At 74.5% G+C, this 24,831-nt stretch carries 18 protein-coding genes; 11 read left to right on the top strand and 7 right to left on the bottom strand.

All coding sequences use genetic code 11. The features are described from left to right. A complete protein-coding gene (locus tag ACWF9Z_RS24325) occupies window positions 1-804 on the bottom strand; it encodes a LamB/YcsF family protein (protein ID WP_453605153.1) in 804 nt (267 codons plus the stop codon). Window positions 805-993: 189 nt separating this feature from the next. On the opposite strand from ACWF9Z_RS24325, the gene ACWF9Z_RS24320 reads away from it, so the two are divergent. The 3 genes from ACWF9Z_RS24320 to ACWF9Z_RS24310 all read left to right on the top strand — a co-directional run bounded on the left by ACWF9Z_RS24320 (window position 994) and on the right by ACWF9Z_RS24310 (window position 8,236). Next, on the top strand, window positions 994-2,505 hold the full coding sequence (locus ACWF9Z_RS24320; protein ID WP_453605151.1) for a hypothetical protein: 1,512 nt from the start codon (window positions 994-996) through the stop codon (window positions 2,503-2,505). Between the two features lie 124 nt (window positions 2,506-2,629). Then, complete coding sequence (locus ACWF9Z_RS24315) at window positions 2,630-3,541, top strand: hypothetical protein (RefSeq protein ID WP_453605149.1); 912 nt, start codon at window positions 2,630-2,632, stop codon at window positions 3,539-3,541. 57 nt (window positions 3,542-3,598) lie between these two features. Continuing rightward, window positions 3,599-8,236, top strand: a complete 4,638-nt coding sequence (locus ACWF9Z_RS24310; RefSeq protein WP_453605147.1) for a hypothetical protein — start codon at window positions 3,599-3,601, stop codon at window positions 8,234-8,236. Between the two features lie 18 nt (window positions 8,237-8,254). Here the strand turns inward: ACWF9Z_RS24310 and ACWF9Z_RS24305 are convergent, their stop codons facing one another. Further along, on the bottom strand, window positions 8,255-8,734 hold the full coding sequence (locus tag ACWF9Z_RS24305; protein WP_453605145.1) for a hypothetical protein: 480 nt from the start codon (window positions 8,732-8,734) through the stop codon (window positions 8,255-8,257). Between the two features lie 394 nt (window positions 8,735-9,128). Between ACWF9Z_RS24305 and ACWF9Z_RS24300 the strand changes: the two genes are divergently transcribed. The 4 genes from ACWF9Z_RS24300 to ACWF9Z_RS24285 are packed head-to-tail and all read left to right on the top strand — an operon-like array spanning window position 9,129 to window position 13,674. Continuing rightward, window positions 9,129-12,164 carry a nitrate- and nitrite sensing domain-containing protein gene (locus ACWF9Z_RS24300; protein ID WP_453605143.1) on the top strand — a complete coding sequence of 1,012 codons (3,036 nt, stop codon included), beginning with the start codon at window positions 9,129-9,131 and terminating at the stop codon, window positions 12,162-12,164. After that, entirely contained in the window at window positions 12,161-12,598 is a 438-nt protein-coding gene (locus ACWF9Z_RS24295) for a roadblock/LC7 domain-containing protein (protein ID WP_453605142.1), read from the top strand. The genes ACWF9Z_RS24300 and ACWF9Z_RS24295 overlap by 4 nt, the downstream gene beginning before the upstream one ends. A 10-nt stretch (window positions 12,599-12,608) precedes the next feature. Further along, a complete protein-coding gene (locus tag ACWF9Z_RS24290; RefSeq protein ID WP_453605140.1) occupies window positions 12,609-13,067 on the top strand; it encodes a DUF742 domain-containing protein in 459 nt (152 codons plus the stop codon). After that, the gene (locus ACWF9Z_RS24285) at window positions 13,048-13,674 is read left to right on the top strand and encodes a GTP-binding protein (RefSeq protein WP_453605138.1); all 627 of its coding nucleotides are present in this window, start codon (window positions 13,048-13,050) and stop codon (window positions 13,672-13,674) included. Before ACWF9Z_RS24290 ends, ACWF9Z_RS24285 begins: the two co-directional genes overlap by 20 nt. Window positions 13,675-13,861: 187 nt before the next feature. On the opposite strand, the gene ACWF9Z_RS24280 is transcribed toward ACWF9Z_RS24285, so the two are convergent. From ACWF9Z_RS24280 to ACWF9Z_RS24265, 4 genes are all read right to left on the bottom strand, one after another. Next, window positions 13,862-15,052: a lipid-transfer protein gene (locus tag ACWF9Z_RS24280; protein WP_453605136.1), complete on the bottom strand. Its 1,191-nt coding sequence runs from the start codon at window positions 15,050-15,052 to the stop codon at window positions 13,862-13,864. Continuing rightward, window positions 15,049-15,510, bottom strand: coding sequence for a Zn-ribbon domain-containing OB-fold protein (locus tag ACWF9Z_RS24275; RefSeq protein ID WP_453605134.1), 462 nt, complete (start codon window positions 15,508-15,510; stop codon window positions 15,049-15,051). The genes ACWF9Z_RS24280 and ACWF9Z_RS24275 overlap by 4 nt, the downstream gene beginning before the upstream one ends. Before the next feature lie 63 nt (window positions 15,511-15,573). Next, the gene (locus ACWF9Z_RS24270; protein WP_453605132.1) at window positions 15,574-15,912 is read right to left on the bottom strand and encodes an Mpo1-like protein; all 339 of its coding nucleotides are present in this window, start codon (window positions 15,910-15,912) and stop codon (window positions 15,574-15,576) included. 13 nt (window positions 15,913-15,925) lie between these two features. Next, window positions 15,926-16,675 (bottom strand): M15 family metallopeptidase, encoded by a 750-nt coding sequence (locus tag ACWF9Z_RS24265; RefSeq protein ID WP_453605130.1) that lies wholly within the window; start codon window positions 16,673-16,675, stop codon window positions 15,926-15,928. Between the two features lie 29 nt (window positions 16,676-16,704). Here ACWF9Z_RS24265 and ACWF9Z_RS24260 point away from each other — a divergent pair, with 29 nt between their 5' ends. Together ACWF9Z_RS24260 and ACWF9Z_RS24255 are read left to right on the top strand one after the other, a co-directional pair. Next, window positions 16,705-17,214: an NUDIX domain-containing protein gene (locus ACWF9Z_RS24260; RefSeq protein WP_453605128.1), complete on the top strand. Its 510-nt coding sequence runs from the start codon at window positions 16,705-16,707 to the stop codon at window positions 17,212-17,214. A gap of 334 nt (window positions 17,215-17,548) precedes the next feature. Next, window positions 17,549-19,390, top strand: coding sequence for a M1 family aminopeptidase (locus ACWF9Z_RS24255; protein ID WP_453605126.1), 1,842 nt, complete (start codon window positions 17,549-17,551; stop codon window positions 19,388-19,390). A 150-nt stretch (window positions 19,391-19,540) separates the two neighbouring features. Here ACWF9Z_RS24255 and ACWF9Z_RS24250 read toward each other — a convergent pair whose 3' ends face one another. Further along, window positions 19,541-21,892 (bottom strand): glycoside hydrolase family 31 protein, encoded by a 2,352-nt coding sequence (locus ACWF9Z_RS24250; RefSeq protein ID WP_453605124.1) that lies wholly within the window; start codon window positions 21,890-21,892, stop codon window positions 19,541-19,543. A 256-nt stretch (window positions 21,893-22,148) separates the two neighbouring features. Between ACWF9Z_RS24250 and ACWF9Z_RS24245 the strand changes: the two genes are divergently transcribed. Next, a complete protein-coding gene (locus ACWF9Z_RS24245; RefSeq protein ID WP_453605122.1) occupies window positions 22,149-24,125 on the top strand; it encodes an acetoacetate--CoA ligase in 1,977 nt (658 codons plus the stop codon). Window positions 24,126-24,195: 70 nt separating this feature from the next. Next, on the top strand, window positions 24,196-24,831 hold a 636-nt coding region (locus ACWF9Z_RS24240; RefSeq protein WP_453605120.1), incomplete at its 3' end, for a hypothetical protein.

Below are 24,831 nucleotides of genomic sequence, written 5' to 3'. Positions count from 1 at the left end.
TCACGCGAACGCCTCCACCCGGACTCCGGCCGCGCCGAGCGCCGTCCGGACCCGCCGGGCCAGCTCCGCCGCCCCGGGCGTGTCCCCGTGCAGGCAGAGCGAGCGGGCGGGGACGGGGACACGGGATCCGTCGGCGGCCGTCACCGCGCGCTCGGTGGCCATCGCGACGGCGCGGACGACCACCGCGTCCGGGTCGTCGACCACGGCTCCCGGCTCGGCGCGCGGTACGAGGGTGCCCGCCGGGGTGTAGGCGCGGTCGGCGAAGGCCTCCGGGACGGCCCGCAGCCCGGCGTGCTCGGCCGCGGCCAGCAGTAGCGAGCCGGGCAGGCCGAGCACGGGGAGCCCCGGCCGCCCGGCCGCCAGCAGCACGCCGGAGACGACGGCGCCGGCCTGGGTGGCGTCGTGCACGGTGCGGTTGTAGAGCGCCCCGTGCGGTTTCACGTAGGACACCGCAGAGCCGGCCGCCCGGGCGAAGACCTCCAGCGCCCCGATCTGGTAGGCGATCTCGTCGGCCAGCTCGTCGGCCGGCACGTCCATGGCCCGGCGGCCGAAGCCCGCGAGGTCCCGGTACGAGACCTGGGCGCCGATCCGCACCCCGCGGGCCGCCGCCAGCTCGCAGACGCGGCGCATGATGGACGGGTCGCCCGCGTGGAAGCCGCAGGCGACGTTGGCGCTGGTGACGACGGACAGCAGGGCCTTGTCGTCGGTCAGCGTCCACCGGCCGAAGCCCTCGCCGAGATCGGCGTTGAGGTCGATCACGGGGGCGGCGGGGCCGGGCGAATCCGGTGTGATCATGGAAGCCATGCGGTGAGCGTAGAACAGGGCGGGTTCCGTCCGCCGGTCCTCCGTGCCCCGCGTCCGTGCCCCGCGTCCGTCCGGCCGTCCGTCCGGCCGCGTGTCCGGCCGCCCGTCCGCCGGGTGGTCCCGCCGGCGGTGGGAGCGAACGGGCCGAACCATCCCGTTTGGGATGTTGTCAGTATCAGCGCCTAGTCTTTGTCCGTGACTTTCCCTGCCACGGCGAAGACCCTTCCGTCCCCGGCGCCGGGCCCGGCCGCCGACGAGGGCCTGGCCCGGCGGCTGCGCGCGCTCGCCTGCACCGCCCCGCTGCACGACCTCGACGTACGCAAGGCCAATCTGGCCGGCGAGTACGGGATCTACGCGATGGCGGAGGTCGCGCTCGCCGCGATCGACCTGGTCACGCTCAACATGGACTTCGACACCGGCGCCGACCACGAGCAGATAGTGGCCAGACTGCTGCCGAGGGTCGCCGCCCAGGCGCCGGGACGCCCGGCGGCCGAGCACGAGCGGGTGGCCCGCTGGGTGCTGGAGAACCTGATCAACGTCGGCAGCGTCGACCGGGGGTTCCGCGCGATCTACGGCACGTTCGGGCCCGACGGGGTGTACGTCCGCCGGGACTACGACTTCAAGCTGATCGAGGAAGTTCCCGGGTACGGCGGCGCGGTGTACCTGCGCACGACGGACGAAGCCGTCAACGTCCTGGTCGGCGCCCTCGACACGGACGTCACCAGCGCGCAGATCGCCGCCGAGGTCAAACTGGAGGTCCTGATCAGCCGGGGCCGGCTCGCCGACGCCCAGCTCGCCGCCGAGCAGGCCCGCTACCGCACCGTCCAGTACGCCGAGACCCTGCGCCGCACGCTGGACGCGACCCGGCGCAACGTACGGGCGGTGGACTGGCTGGTGACCGTACCCGACATGATCGCCGAGGCCCTCGACCACGTGGCCGACCGCTACCGCCACGAGAACGCGATCCTGACCAACATCCGCAAGGCGCGAGACGAGGCGGAGGAGCCGGACAACAAGCGGCGCGCCGCCGAGCTGGTCGACATCGTCAAGGACTGCATCCGCCGCCACACGCAGCTGCAGTCCCGGCTGCTGGACGCGGGCCCGCTGTTCCGCGCCGAACAGGACCGGCAGGCCTTCGCGGCTCCCGCGGCCCGCTCCGGGATCGACTTGTACGGGCAGCTCGTCGCCCCCGTCCTGCCGCTGCCGCTCGCCCAGGCCTCCCGGGTCACGGACGCCTTCTTCGCGTCCGGTGCCGGCCTGCGGACCCCGGTCTCGGTGCGCGTCGCCGACCTGGTGGAGATCCTGCTCACCCCGCCGGTGGAGCGGGAGCACCTCGGCGTGGAGATGCCGGAGCCCGACCTGATCGCCACCCCGGACGACAGCCGCTTCAGCGAGGAGCAGCTCGCCGCCGCGATGGAGCTCCTGGAGCTTCCGCACGACGCCCCGCGCCGGCTGTCCGGCCTCCTGGCCGAGGCCCGCCGCTCCGACCCGGACCTGCCGTACCTCGTCGCCCTGCTGGCCGTCCACGCGGCGAGCCCGGCGGTCGGCACGGCCTACCGCCAGGGGGAGGAGCGGCTGCTCTTCGCGGTCGACGACGGCACCGAGCTCGACGACCCCGAATTCGGCGGCGCGGACCTCATCGTCGGAACCGCCCTGCTCGACTCGGCGGCCATGACGGCGGACCGCACGGAGGCGGCATGACCGCCACCGCCCCGGCGCCCCCGTCCGGCTCCGCCGGGCCCGCCCCCGCCCCCGCCCCGGCGCCACCGTCCGGCTCCGCCCCGCCCGCAGCACGCACCACCGCACACCACGAGAGGCAGTACCCGTGAGCGACCACCACGCCGAGCAGCACCCCGCGTGGAGCGAGCCCGACGCGCCGTCGGCCGTCCCGGCCGTACCGGGACAGGCGACCGCCTCCGTGACCCCGGCGGACGCCGCCGACGCGGCCCGGCTGGTCGCGTTCGGGCTGCAGCCCAAGCTGCTGCCCGCCCGCGACGCCGAGTACGCCGAACTGCTGCGCCGCTACCGCGAGGAGACCGCCTTCGGGCGGCTCGCCGACGCCGTCGCCACCGGCCTCGGGCTCGTCGTCCTGGAGGTGTCCCCCCGCGCCGGCATGGCCGTCGCCGCGGACGAGGACTCGGTCTTCGCCGTCCGCATGGGCGACTACGCCCGCCGCGCCACCGCCGACTCGGCGGACCGCTTCCTGCACGGTCTCGCGCACCTCGCCGTGGCCGCCCTCGCCTTCCCCCGGCCCGAGGACCTCGCCGACGACGGCTACATCGGCCGGATCACCGTCAACGGCGTCGACTCCTTCGTCCGGCAGACCTGCCGCCGGCTGGAGGAGCGCGCGGAGGAGCTCGGCGAGAACACCGACCCGGCCTCCGACGCGCCCGGCCTGGAGGCCGCCTGGCGGGTCTACGCCCGCCGCAGCGCGACCGGAGCCACCAAGGACGCGCGCCGCCTGGCCGGCTCCACCACCGGCATCGTCGGCAAGGCCGCCGCCTTCCTCACCGACTCCGGCTTCCTCCAGCGCACCGGGGACGACTCCGGAGGCACCTACCGCACCACCCCCCGCTACCAGCTCCAGGTCCGCGACATGGCGGGCAGCGCGGCCATGGCCGAGCTCCTGGACCTCGGGGTGGTCCCCGTCAGCGACGGCTCCGCCAGCCTCCTGCCGCCGCCCGAGGGCGACGACCTGGAGCTCGCCGCCGACGCCGGGCTGCCCTTCCACGCCTAGCCCGCGCCCCGATCCCCGTACCCCCACCCTTACGAGAGACCGCGAGAACCCGCCGCCATGTACGAGCTGTCCCGGATCCGCCTCTACTCCATCGGGCCCGCCGGCGCGCGGTACGCCGACACCGTGCTCGACCTGCGCGGAGTCGGGGCGCCGGTGCCCCACCCGGCGCCCGCGCAGGCGGAGTTCTTCCAGGACGAGCCCACCGGGCCGCCGCGCCGCCCCGCGCCCGCCGGCGTGCTGTTCCTGGAGAACGGCGGCGGCAAGTCCGTCCTGCTCAAGCTGATCTTCTCGGTGATGCTGCCCGGCCACCGCAACACCCTCGGCGGCGCCAGCTCCGGCGTGCTGCGCAAGTTCCTGCTCGCCGACGACTGCGGTCACGTGGCGCTGGAGTGGCAGCACACGCAGACCGGCGCGTGCGTGGTCGTCGGCAAGGTCAGCGAGTGGCGCGGGCGCCAAGTCTCCAACGACCCGCGCAAGTTCGCCGAGGCCTGGTACTCCTTCCGCCCCGGCCCGGGTCTGGGCCTGGACAACCTCCCGGTGGCCGAGGCCACCTCGGTGCGCCCGCCCGTCGAGGGAGTCTCCGGAGCCAAGGGGCGGCGCCGCACGATGAAGGGCTTCCGCGACGCCCTCACCGAGGCCGGCAAGGCCTACCCGCACCTCGAGGTGTACTTCGAGGAAATCCACGACCGCTGGAACGAGCACCTCACCGAGCTGGGCCTCGACCCCGAACTCTTCCGCTACCAGCGCGAGATGAACGCCGACGAGGGCGAGGCCGCCGGCCTCTTCGCGGTGAAGAAGGACTCCGACTTCACCGACCTGCTGCTGCGCGCCGTCACCGACACCCGTGACACCGACGGGCTCGCCGACCTCGTCCACGGCTTCGGCAACAAGCTCGGCCGCCGCTCCGAGCTGATGGCCGAACGGGAGTTCACCGCGGGATCGGTGGACCTCCTCACCAAGATCGTCGAGGCCGCCGAGAGCCGCTCCCGGCTGCGCGACGTCCACGCCGGCGCCGAACGCCGCACGCGCTCCCTCGCCCGGCGGCTGTCCGCCCGCGCCACCGAGGAGCGCGGCCGCGCCGCCGACCTCGCGCAGCGGGTCACCGGCGCCGCCCACGCGGTCACCGCCGCCGACTCCGCACGCTCCCGCAGCGCCGCCGTCTCCGCCGAACTCGCCTACCGGCACGCCTCGCTGGCCCTGACCGTCGCCGACAAGGCCGCCGCCGCGCAGCGCCGCGAGCTCCTCGAAGCCCGCACCCTGCACGCCGCCTGGCAGGCCGCCGAGAACGTGCTGCGCCACCGCGCCGCAGCCGACCGCTCCGCCCGGGTCGCCGCCGCGATCCTGGAGGCCGAGCGGGACGCCGCCCCGGCGCTGGCCGCGCGGTCCACCGCCGCCGTCGAGCTCGTACGGGCCCTGCACACCGCCGCCGAGCAGGGCGAGCGGGCCGCCAACGAGGAGGAGGAGCGTTCCGCCGTCCTCCAGGAGACCGGCGAGGCCGCCCACCGCGACGCCACCGCCGCCGCCACCGCCGCCCAGCGGGCCCGCAGCGAGGCCGAGCACCTGCGCGCCCGCCTCGCCGAGGTCCAGCAGGAGACCGACGAGGCCGTGCGGGCCGGCTGGCTCGACGACTCCGCCCCCGACGCCGACCCGGCGCGGGCCGCGCTGGCCGCGTCCGACGCCGAGAAGACGGCCGTGGCCGCCTGGGACGAGTCCCGCGAGGCCGCCCGCAGCGCCTCCGAGGCCGCCCGCGACGCCACCGGGACGGAATCGCGCGCCGAGCTCACCGCCGCCCGCGCGGCGGACGCCGCCGACGCGGCCGAGGCCGCGTACGGCGCCGAGTACCGGGCCGCCGCCTCGCTCGCCGAAGCCCCGCGGCTGGCAGCCCTCCTGGGCGCCCCGGACGCCGGCCGTCCCGAGCGGCCCGAGCGGGCCGCGGGCCACGAGGCCCCCGCCGGGGGCCTCACGCCCGAGGACCTCGACCGGGGCGCCGACGACCTGCGCGTCCTGCTCACCGACGGGGTCGCCGCGGCGGAACGCCAGCTGTTCGAGCTGCGCACCGCCGCCGCCGACGACTCCCGCATCCTCGGCGCCCTCGGCGACGGCGGCCTGCTGCCGCCCGGCCCCGACGTCCTCGCCACCGTCGAGTACCTCGGCGAACACGGCATCCCGGCCCTCCCCGGCTGGCGCTACCTCGCCCAGTCCGTGGACCCCGCCGACCACGCCGCCGTCCTCGCGGCCCGCCCCGAACTCGTCGACGGCGTCGTCATCACCGACCCCGACACCCACGCCCGCGCCCGCGAAGTGCTCTCCGGCGCCGCCCTGCTGCCCCGCTCCACCGTCGCCGTCGGCACCGCCGCCGCCCTGCTGGCCCCCGTGCCGCCCGCCGGGGCCGCCGACGCACCGGGCGCCTCCGGCATCTTCATCGTGCCGCCGAACCCGGCCATGCACGACGAGCACGCCGCCGACGAGGAGCGCCAGGCGCTGCGCACCCGGGCCACCGCCCGCGACACCGAGATCCGTGACCTGGCCGCCCGCCTCTCCGCGGACCGCGAACTCGCCGCCCGGCTCGCCTCCTGGCGCACCGGCTGCCCGCCCGGCCGCCTCACCGAGCTCGCGGGCCAGGCCGCCGCCGCCCGTACCTTCGCCGAGGAGACCGACGCCGAGCTCGCGGAGGCCCGTACGGTACGCGCCGAGGCCGACGAGGCCGCCGCCGACGCCGCGCGGATCCGCGACGAGCGCCAGGACACCGCCCAGCGCGCCCGCCGGGTGGCCGACGCCCTCGCCGGTCTCGCCTACCGCCTGCGCGAGCGCGCCGGCTGGCAGGCCAAGGTCCGCGAACTCGCCGAGGAGGCCGCCGAGGCCGAGGCCCGCGCCGAGGTCTGCCTCGACCGCGCCCGCGCCGCCGACGAGGACCGCCGCGCCGCCCAGCGCGCCGCCGACGACGCCCGCCGCACGGCCCGCGCCCTGCGCGCCGAACGGGCGGAGATCGCGGGCGCCCCCGACCCCCTGCCCGCCGGAGACGGCACGCGCAAGGCCCCGCTCCCCGACCTCCGCGAGGCCTACCGGGCCGCTTCCCAGCTCTACGAGAAGGTGGGCGTCGGCGCCGACCTGCGTGCCGAACAGGCCCGCGCCGAGAGCGACGAGAGCGCCGCCCTCGCGGAGCTCGACCGGCTCACCAACAAGGTCCGCACCCGCGCCGCCCAGCTCCTCGAGGGCACCGACGGCTCCGACGGCCCCTCCCGGCAGGCCGCCTCCGCGCGCGCCGAGGCCCTCGTACAGATGCTGGAGACCCGCGCGACCACCGCGAGCGAGCAGCTCGGACGCCTGCGCGGCGAGGCCGAACGGCACGCCCCCGCCGAGGGCGGTGCGCACACCGAGCTGCCCGAGGAACTGGTCCCCGCGGACGTCGAGCAGGCCCAGTCCCTGCTGCGCACCGCCACCGCCCAGCTCGGCGCGCACACCGCCGCCGTGGAGTCCGCCCGCGCGGCCCACGCCGACCTGCTGCGCGCCCACCGCGCCGCCGAGGACGGGGCCGGCGGCTTCGACGAGACCGCCGCCCTGCTGCGGGACCTGCTGCGCGACCACACCCACCAGGAGGACGAGCAGGAGCCGGTCGCGCACGCCGGCACCCTGGAGGAGGCCCGCCAGTCGGCCGCCGAGGCCCGCCGTTCGCTCCGGGCCTGCACCGCCGACCTGTCGGCCGCCGAGTCCGCCGTACGCGAGGCGAGCGACACCCTCGTCCGGCACGCCAACGCCAACCGCTATGAGCAGGTACGCACCCCCGCGCGCCAGCAGATCCGCGAACTGCCCGCCTCCGCCCTGCCCGAGCACGCGGCGGCCTGGGCGGTCGCCTTCGCCCCCCGGCTGCGCGTCCTCACCGACGAGCTGGCGCAGCTGGAGCGCAACCGCGACAGCATCGTGGACCGGCTGCGCGGACTCGTGGAGTCCGCCCTGGCCACCCTGCGCTCCGCCCAGCGGCTCTCCCAGCTCCCCGAGGGCCTGGGGGAGTGGTCGGGCCAGGAGTTCCTGCGCATCCGCTTCGAGGAGCCCGACCAGGCCACCCTCACCGAACGCCTCGGCGAGGTCATCGACGAGGCCACCCGCGCGGCCGTGAAGAAGAACAGCACCGCCTCCTTCGGCGAGGGCCGCCGCGACGGCATGTCACTGCTGCTGCACGGGGTCCAGGCGGCCCTGGAACCCAAGGGCATCGCGGTGGAGATCCTCAAGCCGGACGCGGTGCTGCGCGCCGAGCGGGTGCCGGTCGGCCAGATGGGCGACGTCTTCTCCGGCGGCCAGCTGCTCACCGCGGCGATCGCGCTGTACTGCACGATGGCGGCGCTGCGCAGCAACGACCGGGGCCGCGACAAGCAGCGGCACGCGGGCACGCTGTTCCTCGACAACCCGATCGGGCGCGCCAACGCCACGTACCTGCTGGAGCTCCAGCGGGCCGTCTCCGACGCGCTCGGCGTCCAGCTGCTCTACACGACGGGCTTGTTCGACACCACGGCCCTCGCCGAGTTCCCGCTGGTGATCCGGCTGCGCAACGACGCCGACCTGAGGGCGGGGCTGAAGTACATCAGCGTGGAGGAGCACCTGCGCCCGGGGCTGCCGCACCAGGCACCGGACGAGGAGACCATCCACGGGGAGATCACGGCGACCCGCATGTTCCGCCGCGGCGCCGCCTCGTCCGCGTGACGGGCGGCCGGTGCGGCGTCACCGGCCGGTCCCGGACGCCGGCGGCCAGATGCCGCTCGCCTCGCCGTGCCCGCGGACGCGGTCGGGCTGCCGGGGCTGCGGCACGGGAGGCCGCGACCGGGCCGCGGCCGCCTCGCGGCGGGACCGCCGCCGCTCGCGCCGCCGCCCCCGCGCCGTGCTGCTCGGCTCCGAGACGACCCCGTACCGCTGGTTCCACGTCTGCCGCGTGATCATGACGTCCAGCACGCCCCAGGTGGCCACGACGGTCCCGGCTATCGCGCAGAGCGCCAGCGGGAAGGCGAGCCAGGAGCCGGTGACCGTCAGGAAGAAGGCCGTCGTCGCGACCGTCAGCGTCACGGCGACGATCAGCACCGCGCGCACGGCGGACTCGCGGACCGGATCCGGCATGCGCCGCGTCCCCGCCGCCTGTTCGACCCACAAGGCCCGCCCGGACGACGCTCCGGGCCCTGCCGTACCGTCCTCGTGCTTCGTCGCCATGCTCCGCTCCTCCCCTCCCCGGGGCCGGTCATGCGCCCCCGGAACAGGTAGACGTACGGAGGGGCCCGGAGATTCCCGCGCCGCGCCCGCGCGCGATGCCCGGAATCGCAGCGGAACGAAGAATTCCAGCCATCCATCCCGTTACGGGAACTGACGCCGCACCAAGTGTCATGTGCCACAAATCGGGCCGCTCTTGGCGGACCTATCGGACAACTCGTGATCTTCGGCCAGACCTTCGGCCGAAAATGTCCGGACACGCCTTCGAAGGTGCGCTGTGGCAGTAGTAGGCTCACGCCGTTTAAATGACGGAACACCGGCCCCCGACAGCGGGGTTGACCTGGGGGAGGCTGGGGAGGCCATGCGCTTTCGCGGGAAATCCATCCGCCGGAAGATCGTGGCGTTGCTTCTTGTGCCGCTCGTCTCCCTGACCGCCCTGTGGGGCTTCGCCACGGTGATCACCGGCCGGCAGGCCGCGCAGCTCCTCGGCGTCGCCTATGTCATCGACAAGGTCGGCTACCCCGTCGAGGACGTCGTCCGGGTCATCCAGACCGAACGCCGCCAGACCCTCGTGGTCATCGGTGATCCCCGGGCGTCCACCGCCACCACCGAACTCGTCAAGCGCCGCAAGGCCACCGACGAGGTGGTCGCGAAGATCACCGCCGACGCCAAGGACCCCGACGTCCGCGACGAGCTCAGCCCTGCCGCCGCCCGGCGCCTGAACTCCATCCTCGACGCCTTCCACGGCATCGGCTCGCTCCGCACCGCGGTCGACTCGGGTTCCCTCGACACCAGCCAGGCGCTGGAGCTCTACAGCCGGCTGGTCGACCCCTGCTACGAGTTCCTCGTGAATCTCCACGCACTCGAGAACGTGGAGATGGACAAGCAGGGCCGCGCCCTCGTGGGCATCACCCACGCCCGCGAGACCCTCTCCCGCGAGGACGCGGTCGTCGCCTCGGCCCTCGCCGCGCGCAGCGTCAGCCCGGCGGACATCCGGCACGTCTCCGACCTCGTCGCCAACCGCAAGCTGCTCTACGACTTCAACCTGGCCCTCCTCCCGTCCGCCGACCGGGAGCAGTTCGAGCAGTACTGGAACAACCCCGAGAGCAGGGCCCTGCGCGAGGCAGAGGAACGATTCATCGCCCAGGGGCCGGGACGCAACCCGCGCAGCGCGACCCCCGCCCAGTGGGACGAGGCCTCCCAGAAGGTCCTCGCCGACCTCGCCACGATGGGCACCGCCGCCGGCGACCGCTACCAGGAGCGCGTCGAGCCCGTGGCCATGAACGTGCTGGTCCAGGCCGCCGTCGCGGGCGTCCTCGGCTTCATCGCCCTGCTCGTCTCCCTCGTCCTGTCCGTACGCATCGGCCGCGAGCTGGTCCGCGACCTGTCCCGGCTGCGCAAGGAGGCCCACGAGGTCTCCGGCGTCCGCCTCCCCGGCGTCATGCGCCGCCTCGCCGCGGGCGAACTCGTGGACCTGGAGACGGAAGCACCCCGCCTGGAGTACGAGAAGGACGAGATCGGCCAGGTCGGCCTGGCCCTCAACACCCTCCAGCGCGCGGCCATCGAGGCGGCCGTCAAGCAGGCGGAACTGCGCCGCGGGGTCTCCGAGGTGTTCGTCAACCTGGCCCGCCGCAACCAGGTGCTGCTCCACCGCCAGCTCACCCTGCTCGACACCATGGAGCGGCGCACCGAGGACACCGAGGAGCTCGCCGACCTCTTCCGCCTCGACCACATGACCACCCGCATGCGCCGCCACGCCGAGGGCCTGGTGATCCTCTCCGGCGCCGCGCCCTCCCGCCAGTGGCGCAAGCCCATCCAGCTGATGGACGTCGTACGGGCCGCCGTCGCGGAGGTCGAGGACTACGAGCGCATCGAGGTGCGCAGGCTCCCCCGCCTGGGCATCGCGGGCCCGGCCGTCGCCGACATCACCCACCTCATCGCCGAACTCCTCGAGAACGCGACGGTGTTCTCCCCGCCGCACACGGCGGTCCAGGTGCTCGGCGAGCCCGTGGCCAACGGCTTCACCCTGGAGATCCACGACCGCGGCCTCGGCATGACCCCGGAGGCGCTCCTCGACGCGAACCTCAGGCTGTCGGAGACCCCCGAGTTCGAGCTCTCCGACACCGACCGGCTCGGCCTCTTCGTCGTCAGCCGGCTCGCGCAGCGCCACGAGGTCAAGGTCGGCCTCCAGCAGAGCCCCTACGGGGGCACCACCGCGGTGGTCTTCCTCCCGATGACCCTGCTGACGGAGGCTCCCGAGACCAACGGCACCGGGATCCGCCTGGCCGGCGGCAAGGCCGCGGGCGGCCGGGCCCGCCCCGCGGCGGCCGCGGTCGAGCCGGGCCCCGGGGACCGCAGGCTCCCGGCCGGCGCCGAACTGCGCGGGCCCGTCGAGCTGGAGGCCCCGGTCGGCATGCTGGGGCTCGACGACCCCGCCACCGTCCTGGACGGATCCCCGGCCGGCATCGCGGGCCTCACCGGCGTCGTCGGCGTCGCCGGCGGCACCGGAGCCAACGGCCGGCCCGCCATGACCACGCTCGACGACGAGACCCCGCCGAACGGCACCCCGCGCAGCTCCCTGCTGGGCCTGCGCCAGGCGAGCCGCCCGCACGCGGAGCGGCACGCCGAGCGCGGCACGCCCTGGAAGGGCGACCGCGCCGGTGACCGTACGGCGGACGCCGCCGACCGCGGCGACCGCAACGGCAACGTCAACGCCGGCGACCGCAACGGCGGCGGCCGCGACGGCTTCCGGGAACGGGACCGAGGCCCCCTGGCCCCCACCGGACCCGTCCGCCTGGAGACCTCCCACCCGGACTCCGTCCGCCCCGACGGCCCCCGCGCCAAGGGAGCCGTACCGCTCCCGCGCCGCAGGCCCGCGCCGACGCTCATCGCCGAGCACGGCCGCCGGATCCAGCCCCGCCCCGTCGCGGCGGTCCCCGATCCCGCCCCGGCCCAGGCCCCGGATGCCGCGGGAGCGGACCGGGCCACGCCCGGCCAGGGCGGCGGCAGCGGCCTGCCCCGACGCGTCCGCCAGGCCAACCTCGCGCCCCAGCTGAAGGACGCTCCGGCCCCCGCCCCCGCGGAAGCCGCCACGGAGCCGATCGCGGACCGGGACGCCGACGAGGTGCGCCGCCGCATGTCCTCCCTCCAGCGGGGCTGGACGGCGGGCCGGGACCAGCACGCGCGGCAGCGGGCCGAGCGGGAGGCCCAGGAACGGGACGCCCGGCAGAACACCGCGCAGAACACCGCACGGAACACCGCGCAGGACGCCCCGCGGAACACCGCGCAGGACGCCGACGCGGCCGCGGGTCCCGGCGTACGGCAGGCCGCACACCGGGACGCCCGGCACCGAGCACCGCAGCAGTCCGAGTCCGGGGACGGCACCTCTGCCGCCTCCGGCCCCGGATACGAGAACGAGGGGGACGGCCGATGACGGCACCGCAGTCCGGCAACGACACCTGGGGCCGCGGCTCCGGACCGCTCAACTGGCTCCTGGACGAGCTCGTCGAGAAGGTCGCCAGCATCCGCAAGGCCGTGGTTCTCTCCGGCGACGGCCTGCCCACCGGCAGCTCCGCCGACCTGACCCGGGAGGACAGCGAGCACCTGGCGGCCGTGGCCTCCGGCTTCCACAGCCTGGCCAAGGGCGTCGGCCGCCACTTCGACTCCGGCACGGTCCGCCAGACGGTGGTCGAACTGGACGAGGCGTTCCTCTTCGTCATGGCCGCCGGGGACGGCAGCTGCCTGGCGGTCCTCGCCGACTCGGAGTCCGATGTCGGGCAGGTCGCGTACGAGATGACCCTCATGGTCAAGCGCGTCGGCGACCACCTGGCGACCGCCCCGCGCACCGGGCTGCCAGCCGGAGGGTGAGTCGGACGGCATGAGCGATCCAGGCCAGGACTACCCCGCCCGCATCCCCGCCCCGACCCACGGGGCGGCCTCCGGAGCGGCGCCCGACGGGGCCGCCGAGCAGTGGTTCGACGACGACGCGGGTCCCGTCGTGCGCCCGTACGCGATGACCCGCGGCCGGACCAGTCACGCGGGCCAGCACCGGCTCGACCTGATCGCGCTGGTGGTCGCGGAAGCCGCGGCCGACGATCCCGTCTGGGACGCGACCCTTTCCCCGGAACACGCCCACATCCTCGGACTGTGCCGGGCGCGGCCGCAGTCCGTCGCGGAACTCGCGGCCGACCTCGACCTCGCGGTCGGCGTCGTCCGCGTCCTGATCGGCGATCTCGCCGACGAAGAGCTGGTTCACGTGAGCCGGCCGGTGCCCCCGGCCGAACTGCCCGATGAATCCATATTGCGTGAGGTGATCGATGGCCTTCGGGCGCTCTAGCCGCACCGGCGCCATGCATGCCGTGACGCCGGTCGAACCGCTGACCCTGAAGATCCTGGTCGCGGGCGGTTTCGGGGTGGGCAAGACCACCCTGGTCAGTGCGGTGAGCGAGATCAGACCGCTGCGGACGGAGGAACGGCTCTCCGAGCCGGGCCGGGGCGTCGACGACACCGGGGGAGTGGAGGGGAAGAACACCACGACCGTGGCCATGGACTTCGGGCGCATCACGCTGCGCGAGGACCTGGTGCTGTACCTGTTCGGCACGCCCGGACAGGACCGGTTCTGGTTCCTGTGGGACGAACTGGCCCAGGGTTCGCTCGGCGCCGTCGTGCTCGCCGACACCCGCCGCCTCGCGGACTGCTTCGCCGCCATCGACTACTTCGAACGGCGCGAGATCCCCTTCGTGGTCGCGGTGAACTGCTTCGACGGCGCCGACCGGCACCCCGTGGTCTCCGTACGGGAGGCCCTGGACCTCGGCGTCGAGGTGCCGGTGCTGCTGTGCGACGCCCGCGACCGGGAGTCGGTCAAGGACGTCCTGGTGGGGGTCGTGGAACACGCGATGACGCTGGCGCGGGCCCGTCGGCAGAGCCTGAGCGCCGGGGCCTGAGCGCCGGGGCTGACATGGAGGCGACCCGTACCCCCGCCGACTGGGGTACGGGCCGCGGCTCACATGGGGGGCTCTGGTCCCGTCGCGGAGCGGGACTGTGGAGCGAGTGTGAACCCGCCGCCGGGGGCCGTCAAGCATTCGGACAACAGCCCCTGTTCAGCAGGGCCGCGCCGCCGCGCGGCGGCCGTCACCGGACGGCGACGACCGCCGAACCGTGCCCGAACAGCCCTTGGTTCGCCGTGATCCCGGCCCGCGCCCCCGGCACCTGCCGGTCCCCGGCCGTGCCCCGCAACTGCCAGGTGAGCTCGCACACCTGCGCGATGGCCTGCGCCGGTACGGCCTCCCCGAACGACGCCAGCCCGCCACTGGTGTTGACGGGAATCCGCCCGCCGAGCGCCGTCGCCCCCTCCCGCACGAGCTTGGCCCCCTCGCCCTCCCCGCACAGGCCGATGTCCTCGTACCACTCCAGCTCCAGCGCCGTGGACAGGTCGTACACCTCGGCGAGCGAGAGGTCGTCCGGCCCGAGCCCCGCCTCCTCGTAGGCGGCCCGCGCGATCGAGGACCGGAAGGAACCGGGCGCGGCCGCCACGGCGGTCACCGAGTCGGTGGCGATGTCCGGCAGGTCGAGGACCGTACGGGGATAGGTGGGCGTCACCGTGGACACGGCCCTGATCCGCACCGGGTCCGCGATCCCCCGCGAGCGCGCGAAGTCCATGCTGCTCAGCACGAGCGCCGCGCCCCCGTCGGAGGTGGCGCAGATGTCGAGCAGTCGCAGCGGATCGGCCACGACCGCCGAGGCGGCGACCTCCTCGGCCGTCACGGCCTTGCGGTAGCGGGCGTTCGGGTTGAGCAGTCCGGCCGCGGCGTTCTTCACCTTGACCTGCGCGAAGTCCTCACCGGTGTCCCCGTACAGGGCCATGCGCCGACGGGCGTACAGGGCGAAGTACGCCGGGTTGGTGGCCCCCAGGACCCGGAAGCGCAGCCAGTCCGGATCGTCCGGCCGCTCCCCGCCCGCCGGGGCGAAGAAGCCCTTCGGCGCGGCGTCCGCCCCGACGACGAGGACGACGTCGGCGAGTCCGGCCAGGATCTGCGCCCTGGCCGCCCCGATGGCCTGGGCGCCCGAGGCGCAGGCCGCGTACACGCTGGTCACGCGCGCGCCCTGCCAGCCGAGCGCGCGGGCGAAGGTCGCGCCGGCCACGTAGCCGGGATATCCCGACCGCACGGTGTCGGCCCCGACGACGGACTGCACGTCCGTCCACTCCAGTCCGGCGTCGGCGAGCGCGGTCCGGGCGGCGGCCCGCCCGTACTCGACGAAGCTGCGCCCCCACTTGCCCCACGGGTGCATACCGGCCCCGAGGACGGCGACGTCGGCGCTCATCGCCCCACCCCCACCGGCTGGAAGTGCCAGGTGGTCCAGGTGGTGCCGGACGCGGCGTCCTCGTTCAGCACGCCGCCCACCACCTCGACCTCCATCCCGACCGCCAGATCGGCGACCGTCACCCCGGGCACCGTCTGCCCCAGCACGACCATCCCCTCGGCCTCCAGCTCCACGGCCACCAGGGTGTACGGGGTCCAGGGCGCGTCCGGGTCGGACACGTACGGCGCGGGCGGCCGGTACCGCCCGTCGGTGTAGGACCAGATCCGGCCGCGCGGGGAGAGCGGGGTCTCGACGAGCTCGCCGCCGCCCGGACAGTGCGGATTGCGGCAGTACGCGTCCTCGCGCGGGAAGAACACGGCTGTGCAGGCGGAGCACCGGGTGCCGAGCAGCCGGAGGCCGCCCCCCGCACCGTCCTCGGTGAACCACCCGCTCACGACGGGTGTACGTGTGCGTTCCAAGACCCCTCCCGAAAACAGAATCTGACGATCCGTCAGGAGTCTGTCACGGGAACACGCCCCCGGTCACCCGTTCTCGGCGAGCCACTTCCGCGCGATCTCGCCCAGCTCCGCGTCCCGCCCGGCCAGCATCATCCGGATCATCTGCGCGTCCCCGCGCAGCGACCAGCCCGGATTGCCGAAGGTGGCCGGGTTGTTCTTCTCGATGAGGAAGTGCGCCGGCCAGGCCGTCCCGTACCCGATGAGGGGGAGCGCCAGGACGTAGCGCCTCCGCCCGCGCGCGAGTCCGTAGGCGGTGAGGGCGAGGCCGGTGAGGGTGCCGGTGAGGTGGACCCAGCGGGTGGCGGCGCGGGAGTGCATGGCGACGTAGTACGGCCAGAACTCCTCGTACGAACTGAAAGTCATGCGGGCACGGTACTCAGGGGTGAACGGACGCGACAGAGACGGGAAAGTCGAAGTACGCGTCCGGGAACGCCTCCGGCCGGTACGTGAAGTGCCACCACTCCTCGGGCAGGTTCACGAACCCCTGGCCGCCGAGCACCCGCAGCAGCAGCTCCCGGTGCTCGCGGGCCGCGCCCGTCACCCGGGGGCTGTCGGTGTGCGCGAGCGGATCGAAGTAGTCGAAGGGGGTCCCCATGTCGAGGGGCTCGCGGCCCCGTGCCGCCCCGGGCAGCGCCCGCGACGGGGCGAACGTCGCCCGACGCGGCACCAGCTCCGTCAAGGTCACGTCCACGGTGCTGCCGCGGCTGTGTCCGGACCTCTCGGCGATGTACCCGTCCGGGATCAGCCGTTCCTTGGCCACCCCCGGATAGAACTCCGCCTTGGTCCGCTGGTCCGCCGGGTCCCGGGCCCAGCGGACGAACCGGCCGACGGCCCGCTGCGGCCGGTAGCAGTCGTACACGAGGAGCGAGTACCCGCGGCGCAGCGCCTCCCGCTGCGCCCTGCGCAGGGCCTCGGCGGCGGGCCGCGCGAGCAGGCAGACGGGCTCCTCGTAGCCGTCCACGACCGCGCCGGTGAAATTGTGCGCGGTGGCGTACCGCATCTCCTGCCCGATGCTCGGATCGACCTCCGCGAGCACGGCGAAGCCGGGCGCCGGGGCGCCCGTGGCCGGAGCTCCCGGCGCTCCCAGCACTCCCAGTGCTCCGATCCATCCCGCAACGACCGTCATCCGCATGCCCCTTGGCTTATCATCGCCGCATGCCGGCCCACCTGAAGGACTCGCACTGCTCCTCCTGCGGAGCACTGTTCGATTCGACCGACTGGCCCCGTACGTGTCGCTCGTGCGGCGCGGTCGCCTACCGCAACCCCCTCCCGGTGGCGGTCGCCCTCCTCCCCGTCGAGGACGAGCTCGGCACCGGCCTGGTGGTCATCACCCGCAGCATCGAGCCCGCGCTCGGCGGCGTCGCCCTGCCCGGCGGCTTCATGGACTTCGGCGAGGACTGGCGAGCCTCGGTCGTCCGTGAACTCCACGAGGAGACCGGCATCCTCGCCCCGGCCGCCGAGGTCGCCCTCGCGGCCGCGCACACCTCCACGGCCGGCCACCTGCTCCTCTTCGGCCTCCTCCCCGCCCGCCCGGCCTCCTCCCTCCCCGCGTCCGTCCCGACGGACGAGACGACGGGCTGGCACGTGCTGCGCGGTCCGCGGGAGCTGGCCTTCCCGTTGCACACGCGGGCGGCGGATGACTGGTTCGCGGGACGGTACGCGTGAGCGGGCACCGGTAACGGGGGACCCGGAACTCCACGGGCCGGACCGCGGCCGCCGCCCCGGGAGGCCGCCGGTTTCCGCCCCGCCCCGCCGGCTGGGAGCCGCGCGCCGCTCCGCTCGGTCGCCGACGTCCTCGTCCGCCGACGTCCTCGTCCGCCGACGTCCTCGTCCGCCGAGCGGAGAGGGGGACACCTTTACCGAACTCTGATGGCATGCTCCGGTCAAATCTGCCAGGCTTCGCGCAGCCGTCACCCCCACGGCTGCCCTCCGGCGCACCCAAGCCGGCCCGGCAGCCGCCGAGCAGGCCGCGATCCCGGCCGCCTCAAAGGAGTTTCGCGTGAGATCCACCCCCCACAAGGCCCTCGCGGCGAGCGCTTTCGCCATCGCCGCGCTGGTCGCCTCCGCACTGCCCGCCGCCTCCGCGGCAGCGGCGCCCGCCGCCTGCACCCCCGCCCAGGTGGTCGCCAACGGCGGCTTCGAGAGCGGGACTTCGCCCTGGAGCCAGTCACAGACCAGCGTGATCACCAACCGCGCCGGTCAGAGCGCCCACGGCGGCACCTACTTCGCCTGGCTGGACGGCGTCGGCAGCACGCACACCGACACGCTCTCCCAGAGCGTCACGATCCCCTCCGGGTGCAGCACCGCCGCCCTCACCTTCTGGCTGCACGTCGACACCACCGAGACGACCACGTCGACGAAGTACGACAAGCTGACGGCGAAGATCGGCACCACGACGCTGGCGACGTACTCCAACCTCGACAAGAACACCGGCTACACCCAGAAGTCCTTCGACGTCTCGGCGTTCGCGGGCCAGACCGTCACCGTCGCCTTCACCGGCACCGAGGACTCCAGCCTCAAGACGAACTTCGTCATCGACGACATCGCCCTCGACACCTCCGGAGGCACCGTCCCGCCCGCGGACAACACGCGCACTCCGGCCTCACCCGCGTACACCGTCGACCTGAGCAGCAACGCGAGCGGCACCGGCTGGACCGGCCACGAGAGCGCGAGCTTCACCAACGCCTCCGCCACCGCCCTCAGCGAGGTGTACCTGCGGCTGTGGGACAACTACCACGGCAGCTGCTCCGCGATGCCGATCACGGTCACCAACGTCACCGGCGGCACCGCGGGCGCGCTGTCCGTCGGCTGCACCGCCCTCCAGATCACCCTGCCGACGCCGCTGGCCCAAGGCCAGAGCGCCACCATCGGCTTCGACCTGGGGATCACCGTCCCCAGCGGCGCCGACCGGTTCGGCTACGACGGGGCCTTCAGCATGGTCGGCAACGCCCTGCCGGTGCTCGCGGTCCGGGACGGAGCCGGCTGGCACCTGGACCCGTACACGAACAACGGCGAGTCGTTCTACGCGCTGGCCTCCGACTTCAAGGTGACCCTGGACCACCCCACCTCCCTACTGGTGCCGGCCACCGGAGCCTCGGTCGACACCCCGGGAACCAGCGGACGCACGGTCACCACCGCCACCGCGACCAAGGTCCGTGAGTTCGCCTGGGCGGCCGGCCCCTTCAGCAAGATCTCCGGCACCTCGGCCGCCGGCACCCCCGTCAACATCTACTCCGTCTCCGGCATCAGCGCGGCCGACTCGCAGTCGATGCTCACCACCGCCAAGTCCGCCGTGGACGCCCACTCCGCCAGGTTCGGGGCCTACCCGTACGGCGAGCTGGACGCGGTGATCGACAACAACTACTGGTTCGGCGGCATGGAGTACCCCGGGTTCGTCCTCGACCTGGTCAGCACCACGGCGCTCACCCACGAGATCGCCCACCAGTGGTGGTACGGCATCGTCGGCGACGACGAGTACACCAGCCCCTGGCTGGACGAGTCGTTCACCGACTACGCCACCGACCTCGCGCAGAACAAGACCGGCGCGAGCTGCTGGAACAGCGTCTCCTGGGCCTCGTCGGCCGAGAAGATCACCAACTCGATGGCCTACTGGGACGCCCACTCGTCCCGCTACTCCACCGTCGTCTACGGCTACGGCAAGTGCGCCCTGCACGACCTGCGACGCGTCCTGGGCGACACGGTCATGGCCAAACTCCTGAAGGACTACGCCACCTCGCACTGGTACGGGGTCTCGACCACGGCCGAGTTCAAGGCGGCCGCCCAGGCCGCCACGACCACGGACCTGACCTCGTTCTGGTCCACGCACCGCATCGACGGCTAGCGGGCACCGGTCCGCCGCGGGTGCGCCCCGTCCCGGGGCCGCCCGCGGCGCATCCGCTTCTCGGCGCCGCCCGCGGGGATGAGGCCCGTGGGATGCGGTCCCCGGGGGAGGTGACCCCCGGGGATGCGGGCCCGCTCGGCGGGCCGCCCCTCAGAGCCCCCGCACCACCACGCCCTCCACCGGCGCCCCCGCCTCGTCCTCCACCACCACCGCGTCGCCGATCCACCGCACCGTGTACCGCTCCGGCTCGCCCGGCTCGAAACCCGGCCCCGGATCGCGGATCACCAGCCCCCCGCCCGTACGCCCGCGCGCCGGAGCCCAGGCCTCCAGGGCCACCGACCCGTCCGTGCCCCGTACCGGCAGCAGCGCGCCCGCCCGCGCCAGCACCGGGATCCGGTCGGCCGGCGCGTCCAGCAGCACCTGGCCGGGCCCCTCGTACGCCGTGCCCGTCGCCGTGTCGTACCACCGGCCGCGCGGCAGCCGCACCGCCCGCCGGTCCGACCCGCACTCCAGTACCGGAGCCACCAGCAGCGCGTCCCCCAGCAGGAACGCGTCCTCGCAGTCCCGCAGCGCCCGGTCCTCGGGCGCCCCCCACCACAGCGGCCGTACGTAGGGGGCCCCCGTCCGCCGCGCCAGGTGCGCCAGCGTCACGAAGTACGGGCGCAGCCGCTCCCGTTCGGCCAGGACGGCCCGCGCGCCCTCCTCGGCCTCCGCCCCGAACTCCCACGGTTCCCGCCGCCCGGCCCCGATCGCCGCATGGGTCCGGAACAGCGGCAGGTACGAGCCCAGCTGGAGCCACCGCAGGTACAGCTCCGGGGAGGGCGACCCCCAGAAGCCGCCGACGTCGGGACCCGAGTAGGGCACCCCGCACAGTCCGAGCCCCAGCACCAGCGCCAGCGATGCCCGCAGCCCGTCCCAGGTGCTCTCCACGTCCCCCGACCACGTGCCCCCGTACCGCTGCATCCCCGCCCACCCCGACCGGGAGAAGAGGAACGGGCGCTCGGCCGGGCGCAGCCGTACGAGGCCCTCCCAGCCCGCCCGCGCCATCGTCAGTCCGTACACGTTGTGCGCGGCCCGGTGGTCGCCGCCGGCCCCGTCCAGTGCGTGGCGCGCCGAGCGGGGGAGCGTCCGGTCCCCGAACGCGGCGAAGGAGACCGGCTCGTTCATGTCGTGCCAGAACCCGGCGAAGCCCTGCGCGAGACGCTCCGCGTACAGCCCGCCCCACCACGCGCGCACGGCCGGGTCGGTGAAGTCCGGGTACGCGCACTCACCCGGCCACACCTCGCCGCGGACCTCGCGCCCCGCAGCGTCCCGCACGAAGGCCCCGTGCGGGCCGACCGCGAGCCCCGAGGCGTGCAGCGCGTCGCCCGCCTTCACCGCCGGGTCGACGATCGAGACCAGGCGCACGCCGTCCGCCGCCAACTCGGAGGCCAGCCCCGGAAGGCCGGGGAACCGCTCCTGGTCCACCGTGAAGACCCGGTGCCCGTCGTAGTGGTCGATGTCCAGATGGAGGGCGGAGAGCGGCAGGCCCCGCCGCGTGTAACCGGCCACGATCCGGCGGACCTCCGCCGCGCTCCCGAACCCCCACCGCGCGTGCTGGTACCCGAGCGCCCAGTCCGGCGGCACGGCGGCCCCGCCCGTCAGCCCCGACCAGCCCTGCAGCACCCGGGCGGGCGGACCCACCAGCACCCAGCACCGCAGCGGACCGCCTTCCATGCGCAGCTCGCAGGTCCCCGGCCGGTCGGCCCCCGAGCCCGCGCCCTCCTCGCCCTCGCGCAACACCACGCGCCCGTCCCAGGTGTTGTCGTGGAACACCAGGTGCGTCCCCGCGTCCGCCACGACCAGCTGGACCGGCATGGTGATGTACAGCGGGTCGTCGCCCGGCCCGAACCCGTGCTGGGGATCGGTGTTCCACAGCCGGTACGAGCCGTCCCTCAGCCGGGGTCCGGCCGCGCGCCCCCCGAGACCGAAGACCCGCGCGTCCGCCGGGACCTGACCGCGCAGCAGCCAGCGGGCCGACCCGCCCCCGGCCGGCCCCTCCGCCGGTTCCCACCAGCGCGGCGGCAGCTCCCGCCGCAGCACCGCCCCGCCGGGCGTACGCACCTCCACGGCCCCGTGCCGGGACACCGCGACCGTCACCCGTTCCGACACCACCCGCCAGCCGCCCCCGGTGTCCGGTTCCAGCACCGCGCGCGGATCGGGATCCGGCCCTTCGCCGACCACCGCGTACGAGGGCGTAGGCGCGGCCCCGTCCCAGCCCCAGAACACCGCCCCGCCCGTGGTGACCCGTATCAGCAGCTCCGAACGGGTGAACCGCAGTACACCCCCGCCCGGCCGGGGCTCCGTACCGGTCAGCAGCCCCGGGACCCGCGCCCGCTCCGCGCCCCGGGGCACGAGCCCCGCCGCGTCCACGCGCCGGTTGCGCCAGGCGGCGCGCCAAGCGCGCCGCCCCCGCTCGCTGCCGAGGTCCTTGAGCACACGCACCAGTCCAGAGCCGTCCATGGCGCCCACCCTGCCACCGCCACCCGGCCCAGCAGGCTGCGTTCAACTGCCGTTCACTCGGAAAAGGATCACAGCCGACCCCCGATGACCGCTCTGGTGCGGATGTCGATCACATGGCATCGTCCCTGTGAGCCGTCGCGCGCACACCCCCCGCGCGGTGGCACCGTACGGACACCGCACCGTACGGACAGCACACGACCCACCAAGACGACACGCTTACGAAGCGCGAGCCGCAGACGTGACCGGGAGCCGACCCATGACCGCAGCCACCCCGCCCGAGCCCCTCTGGTCCCCGGGCCCCGACCGGATCGCCGCAGCCCGGATCACCGCCTTCCAGGCCTGGGCGGCCGAGCACCACGGCGCCCCCGCCGACGGCGGCTACCCGGCCCTGCACAGCTGGTCCGTCGACGAGCTCGACACCTTCTGGCAGGCCGTCGCCGAGTGGTTCGACGTCCGCTTCACCACCCCGTACGCCTCCGTCCTCGCGGACCGGTCCATGCCCGGCGCACGCTGGTTCCCCGGCGCCACCCTCAACTATGCCGAGCACGCCCTGCGCGCCGGCGAGGACCCGGCCCGCGCCGGCGACGCCGCGCTGCTCCACGTGGACGAGACCCACGAGCCCACCCCCGTCACCTGGGCCGAGCTCCGCCGCCAGGTCGGCGCGCTCGCCGCCGAACTGCGCGCCCTGGGCGTACGCCCCGGCGACCGGGTCAGCGGGTACCTCCCCAACATCCCCGAAGCCGTCACCGCGCTCCTCGCCACCGCCGCCGTCGGCGGGGTCTGGACCTCCTGCGCCCCCGACTTCGGCGCGCGCAGCGTCCTGGACCGCTTCCAGCAGGTCGAACCCGTCGTCCTCTTCACCGTCGACGGCTACCGCTACGGCGGCAAGGAGCACGACCGCCGCGACACCGTCGCCGAGCTGCGCGCCGAGCTCCCCTCGCTGCGCGCCGTCGTCCACATCCCGCTCCTGGGCACGCCGGCCCCCGCGGGCGCCCTGGACTGGTCCGCCCTCACCTCGGGCGACACCGAGCCCGTCTTCGAGCCGGTCCCCTTCGACCACCCGCTGTGGGTCCTCTACTCCTCCGGGACCACCGGCCTGCCCAAGGCGATCGTCCAGTCCCAGGGCGGCATCCTCCTGGAGCACCTCAAGCAGATCGGCCTCCACTGCGACCTCGGTCCCGAGGACCGGTTCTTCTGGTACACCTCCACCGGCTGGATGATGTGGAACTTCCTCGTCTCCGGCCTGCTCACCGGAACCACCGTGGTGCTCTACGACGGCAGCCCGGGATTCCCCGATACAGGGGCCCAATGGCGCATCGCGGAGCGGACCAAAGCCACTCTTTACGGGACCTCCGCCGCCTATGTGATGGCCTGCCGCAAGGCGGAAGTCCGTCCCTCCCGCGACTTCGACCTCTCCGCGGTCACGTGCGTGGCCACCACCGGCTCCCCGCTGCCGCCCGACGGCTTCCGCTGGCTGCACGACGAGGTGGCCGAGGACCTCTGGATCGCCTCCGTCAGCGGCGGCACCGACGTCTGCAGCTGCTTCGCCGGCGCGGTCCCCACCCTCCCGGTCCACATCGGCGAACTCCAGGCCGCCTGCCTGGGCACCGACCTCCAGGCATGGGACCCGTCCGGGAAGCCCGTGACCGGCGAGGTGGGCGAGCTCGTGGTCACCAACCCCATGCCCTCCATGCCGATCCGCTTCTGGAACGACCCCGACGGCAGCCGCTACCGCGACAGCTACTTCGAGATGTTCCCCGGCGTCTGGCGCCACGGTGACTGGATCACGATCACCGACCACGGTTCCGTCGTCATCCACGGCCGCTCCGACTCCACCCTGAACCGGCAGGGCGTCCGGATGGGCTCCGCCGACATCTACGAGGCCGTCGAGCGACTCCCCGAGATCAAGGAGTCCCTGGTCATCGGCCTGGAAGAGCCGAACGGCGGCTACTGGATGCCGCTCTTCGTCCACCTCGCGCCCGGGGCCGTTCTCGACGACGCCCTCCGCGCCCGGATCAAGGCGACCATCCGCGAGGAGCTCTCCCCGCGCCACGTGCCCGACGACATCATCGAGGTACCGGGCGTCCCGCACACCCTCACGGGCAAGCGCATCGAGGTCCCGGTCAAGCGCCTCCTCCAGGGCGCCCCCATGGCCAAGGCCGTCAACCCCGGCTCGGTGGACAACCTCGACCTCCTGAGCTTCTACGAGGACCTCGCCCGCACCCGGGGCTGACCTCTGGGGGCCGTTGTCAGTGGCGATGATTACTCTCGGTGAGCAAGTGATCGCACATCAGGGGGAACCGATGCCACGCTCGCACGACACCAGGACCGGAACCACGGCGGGACGACCCGCCCCCGCCAGCAGGCGCCGCGCACTGCGCCGCGAAGCCCCCAGTACCGTCGGCCTCCTGGCCGACGCCGGGGACTTCGCGGCCATGCGCGGTTACCGCAGCTTCACCTTCGACGACCACCGCGACTACCTCCACCACGTGGACGGACTGCTCCGCTCCCTCACGGCCCAGGGCATCCACACCACCGTCGCCCTCTTCGACCCCGGGGAGTACGCCGAGTACTGCGCGGAGCACGGGATCGACCCGGACACTCCGGAGGGCCGCACCCGCTTCACCGCCGAGCTGGCCGGCACCGGCGCCGCGCTCCCGCACGCCGGCCGCTCCGTCGACGAGCTGGCCCCGCTCCTCGTCGAGGAGGCCGTCCGGCAGGCCACCTGGGAGTACGCCGCCGGGCTCCTGACCGCCGTGGGCAGCTGCGCCGACTGCGGGGAGGACATCGGGACGGCCTCCCTGCGGCGCGCCGCCGACGCCCTCGACCGCCTCGTGGGCCGGGCCGGCCCGGGCCCCCCCCCCCAGGGGGGGAGGCGCCCCACCCAGGGGGGACAGCGCGTCGCCGCCCGCCACCCGCCGACCCCGGCGGCGCGATCG

The sequence above is a fragment of the Streptomyces sp. NPDC054961 genome, assembly GCF_053609145.1.
Note: the sequence above shows the minus strand (reverse complement) of the source record. Positions and strands in the feature narration are given on the sequence as shown.

Coding starts and splice junctions, on each gene's coding strand:
- ACWF9Z_RS24325 (WP_453605153.1), bottom strand. CDS start 804: ATGGCTTCCATGATCACACCGGATTCGCCCGGCCCCGCCGCCCCCGTG.
- ACWF9Z_RS24310 (WP_453605147.1), top strand. CDS start 3,599: ATGTACGAGCTGTCCCGGATCCGCCTCTACTCCATCGGGCCCGCCGGC.
- ACWF9Z_RS24305 (WP_453605145.1), bottom strand. CDS start 8,734: ATGGCGACGAAGCACGAGGACGGTACGGCAGGGCCCGGAGCGTCGTCC.
- ACWF9Z_RS24295 (WP_453605142.1), top strand. CDS start 12,161: ATGACGGCACCGCAGTCCGGCAACGACACCTGGGGCCGCGGCTCCGGA.
- ACWF9Z_RS24290 (WP_453605140.1), top strand. CDS start 12,609: ATGAGCGATCCAGGCCAGGACTACCCCGCCCGCATCCCCGCCCCGACC.
- ACWF9Z_RS24285 (WP_453605138.1), top strand. CDS start 13,048: ATGGCCTTCGGGCGCTCTAGCCGCACCGGCGCCATGCATGCCGTGACG.
- ACWF9Z_RS24280 (WP_453605136.1), bottom strand. CDS start 15,052: ATGAGCGCCGACGTCGCCGTCCTCGGGGCCGGTATGCACCCGTGGGGC.
- ACWF9Z_RS24270 (WP_453605132.1), bottom strand. CDS start 15,912: ATGACTTTCAGTTCGTACGAGGAGTTCTGGCCGTACTACGTCGCCATG.
- ACWF9Z_RS24265 (WP_453605130.1), bottom strand. CDS start 16,675: ATGACGGTCGTTGCGGGATGGATCGGAGCACTGGGAGTGCTGGGAGCG.
- ACWF9Z_RS24260 (WP_453605128.1), top strand. CDS start 16,705: ATGCCGGCCCACCTGAAGGACTCGCACTGCTCCTCCTGCGGAGCACTG.
- ACWF9Z_RS24250 (WP_453605124.1), bottom strand. CDS start 21,892: ATGGACGGCTCTGGACTGGTGCGTGTGCTCAAGGACCTCGGCAGCGAG.
- ACWF9Z_RS24245 (WP_453605122.1), top strand. CDS start 22,149: ATGACCGCAGCCACCCCGCCCGAGCCCCTCTGGTCCCCGGGCCCCGAC.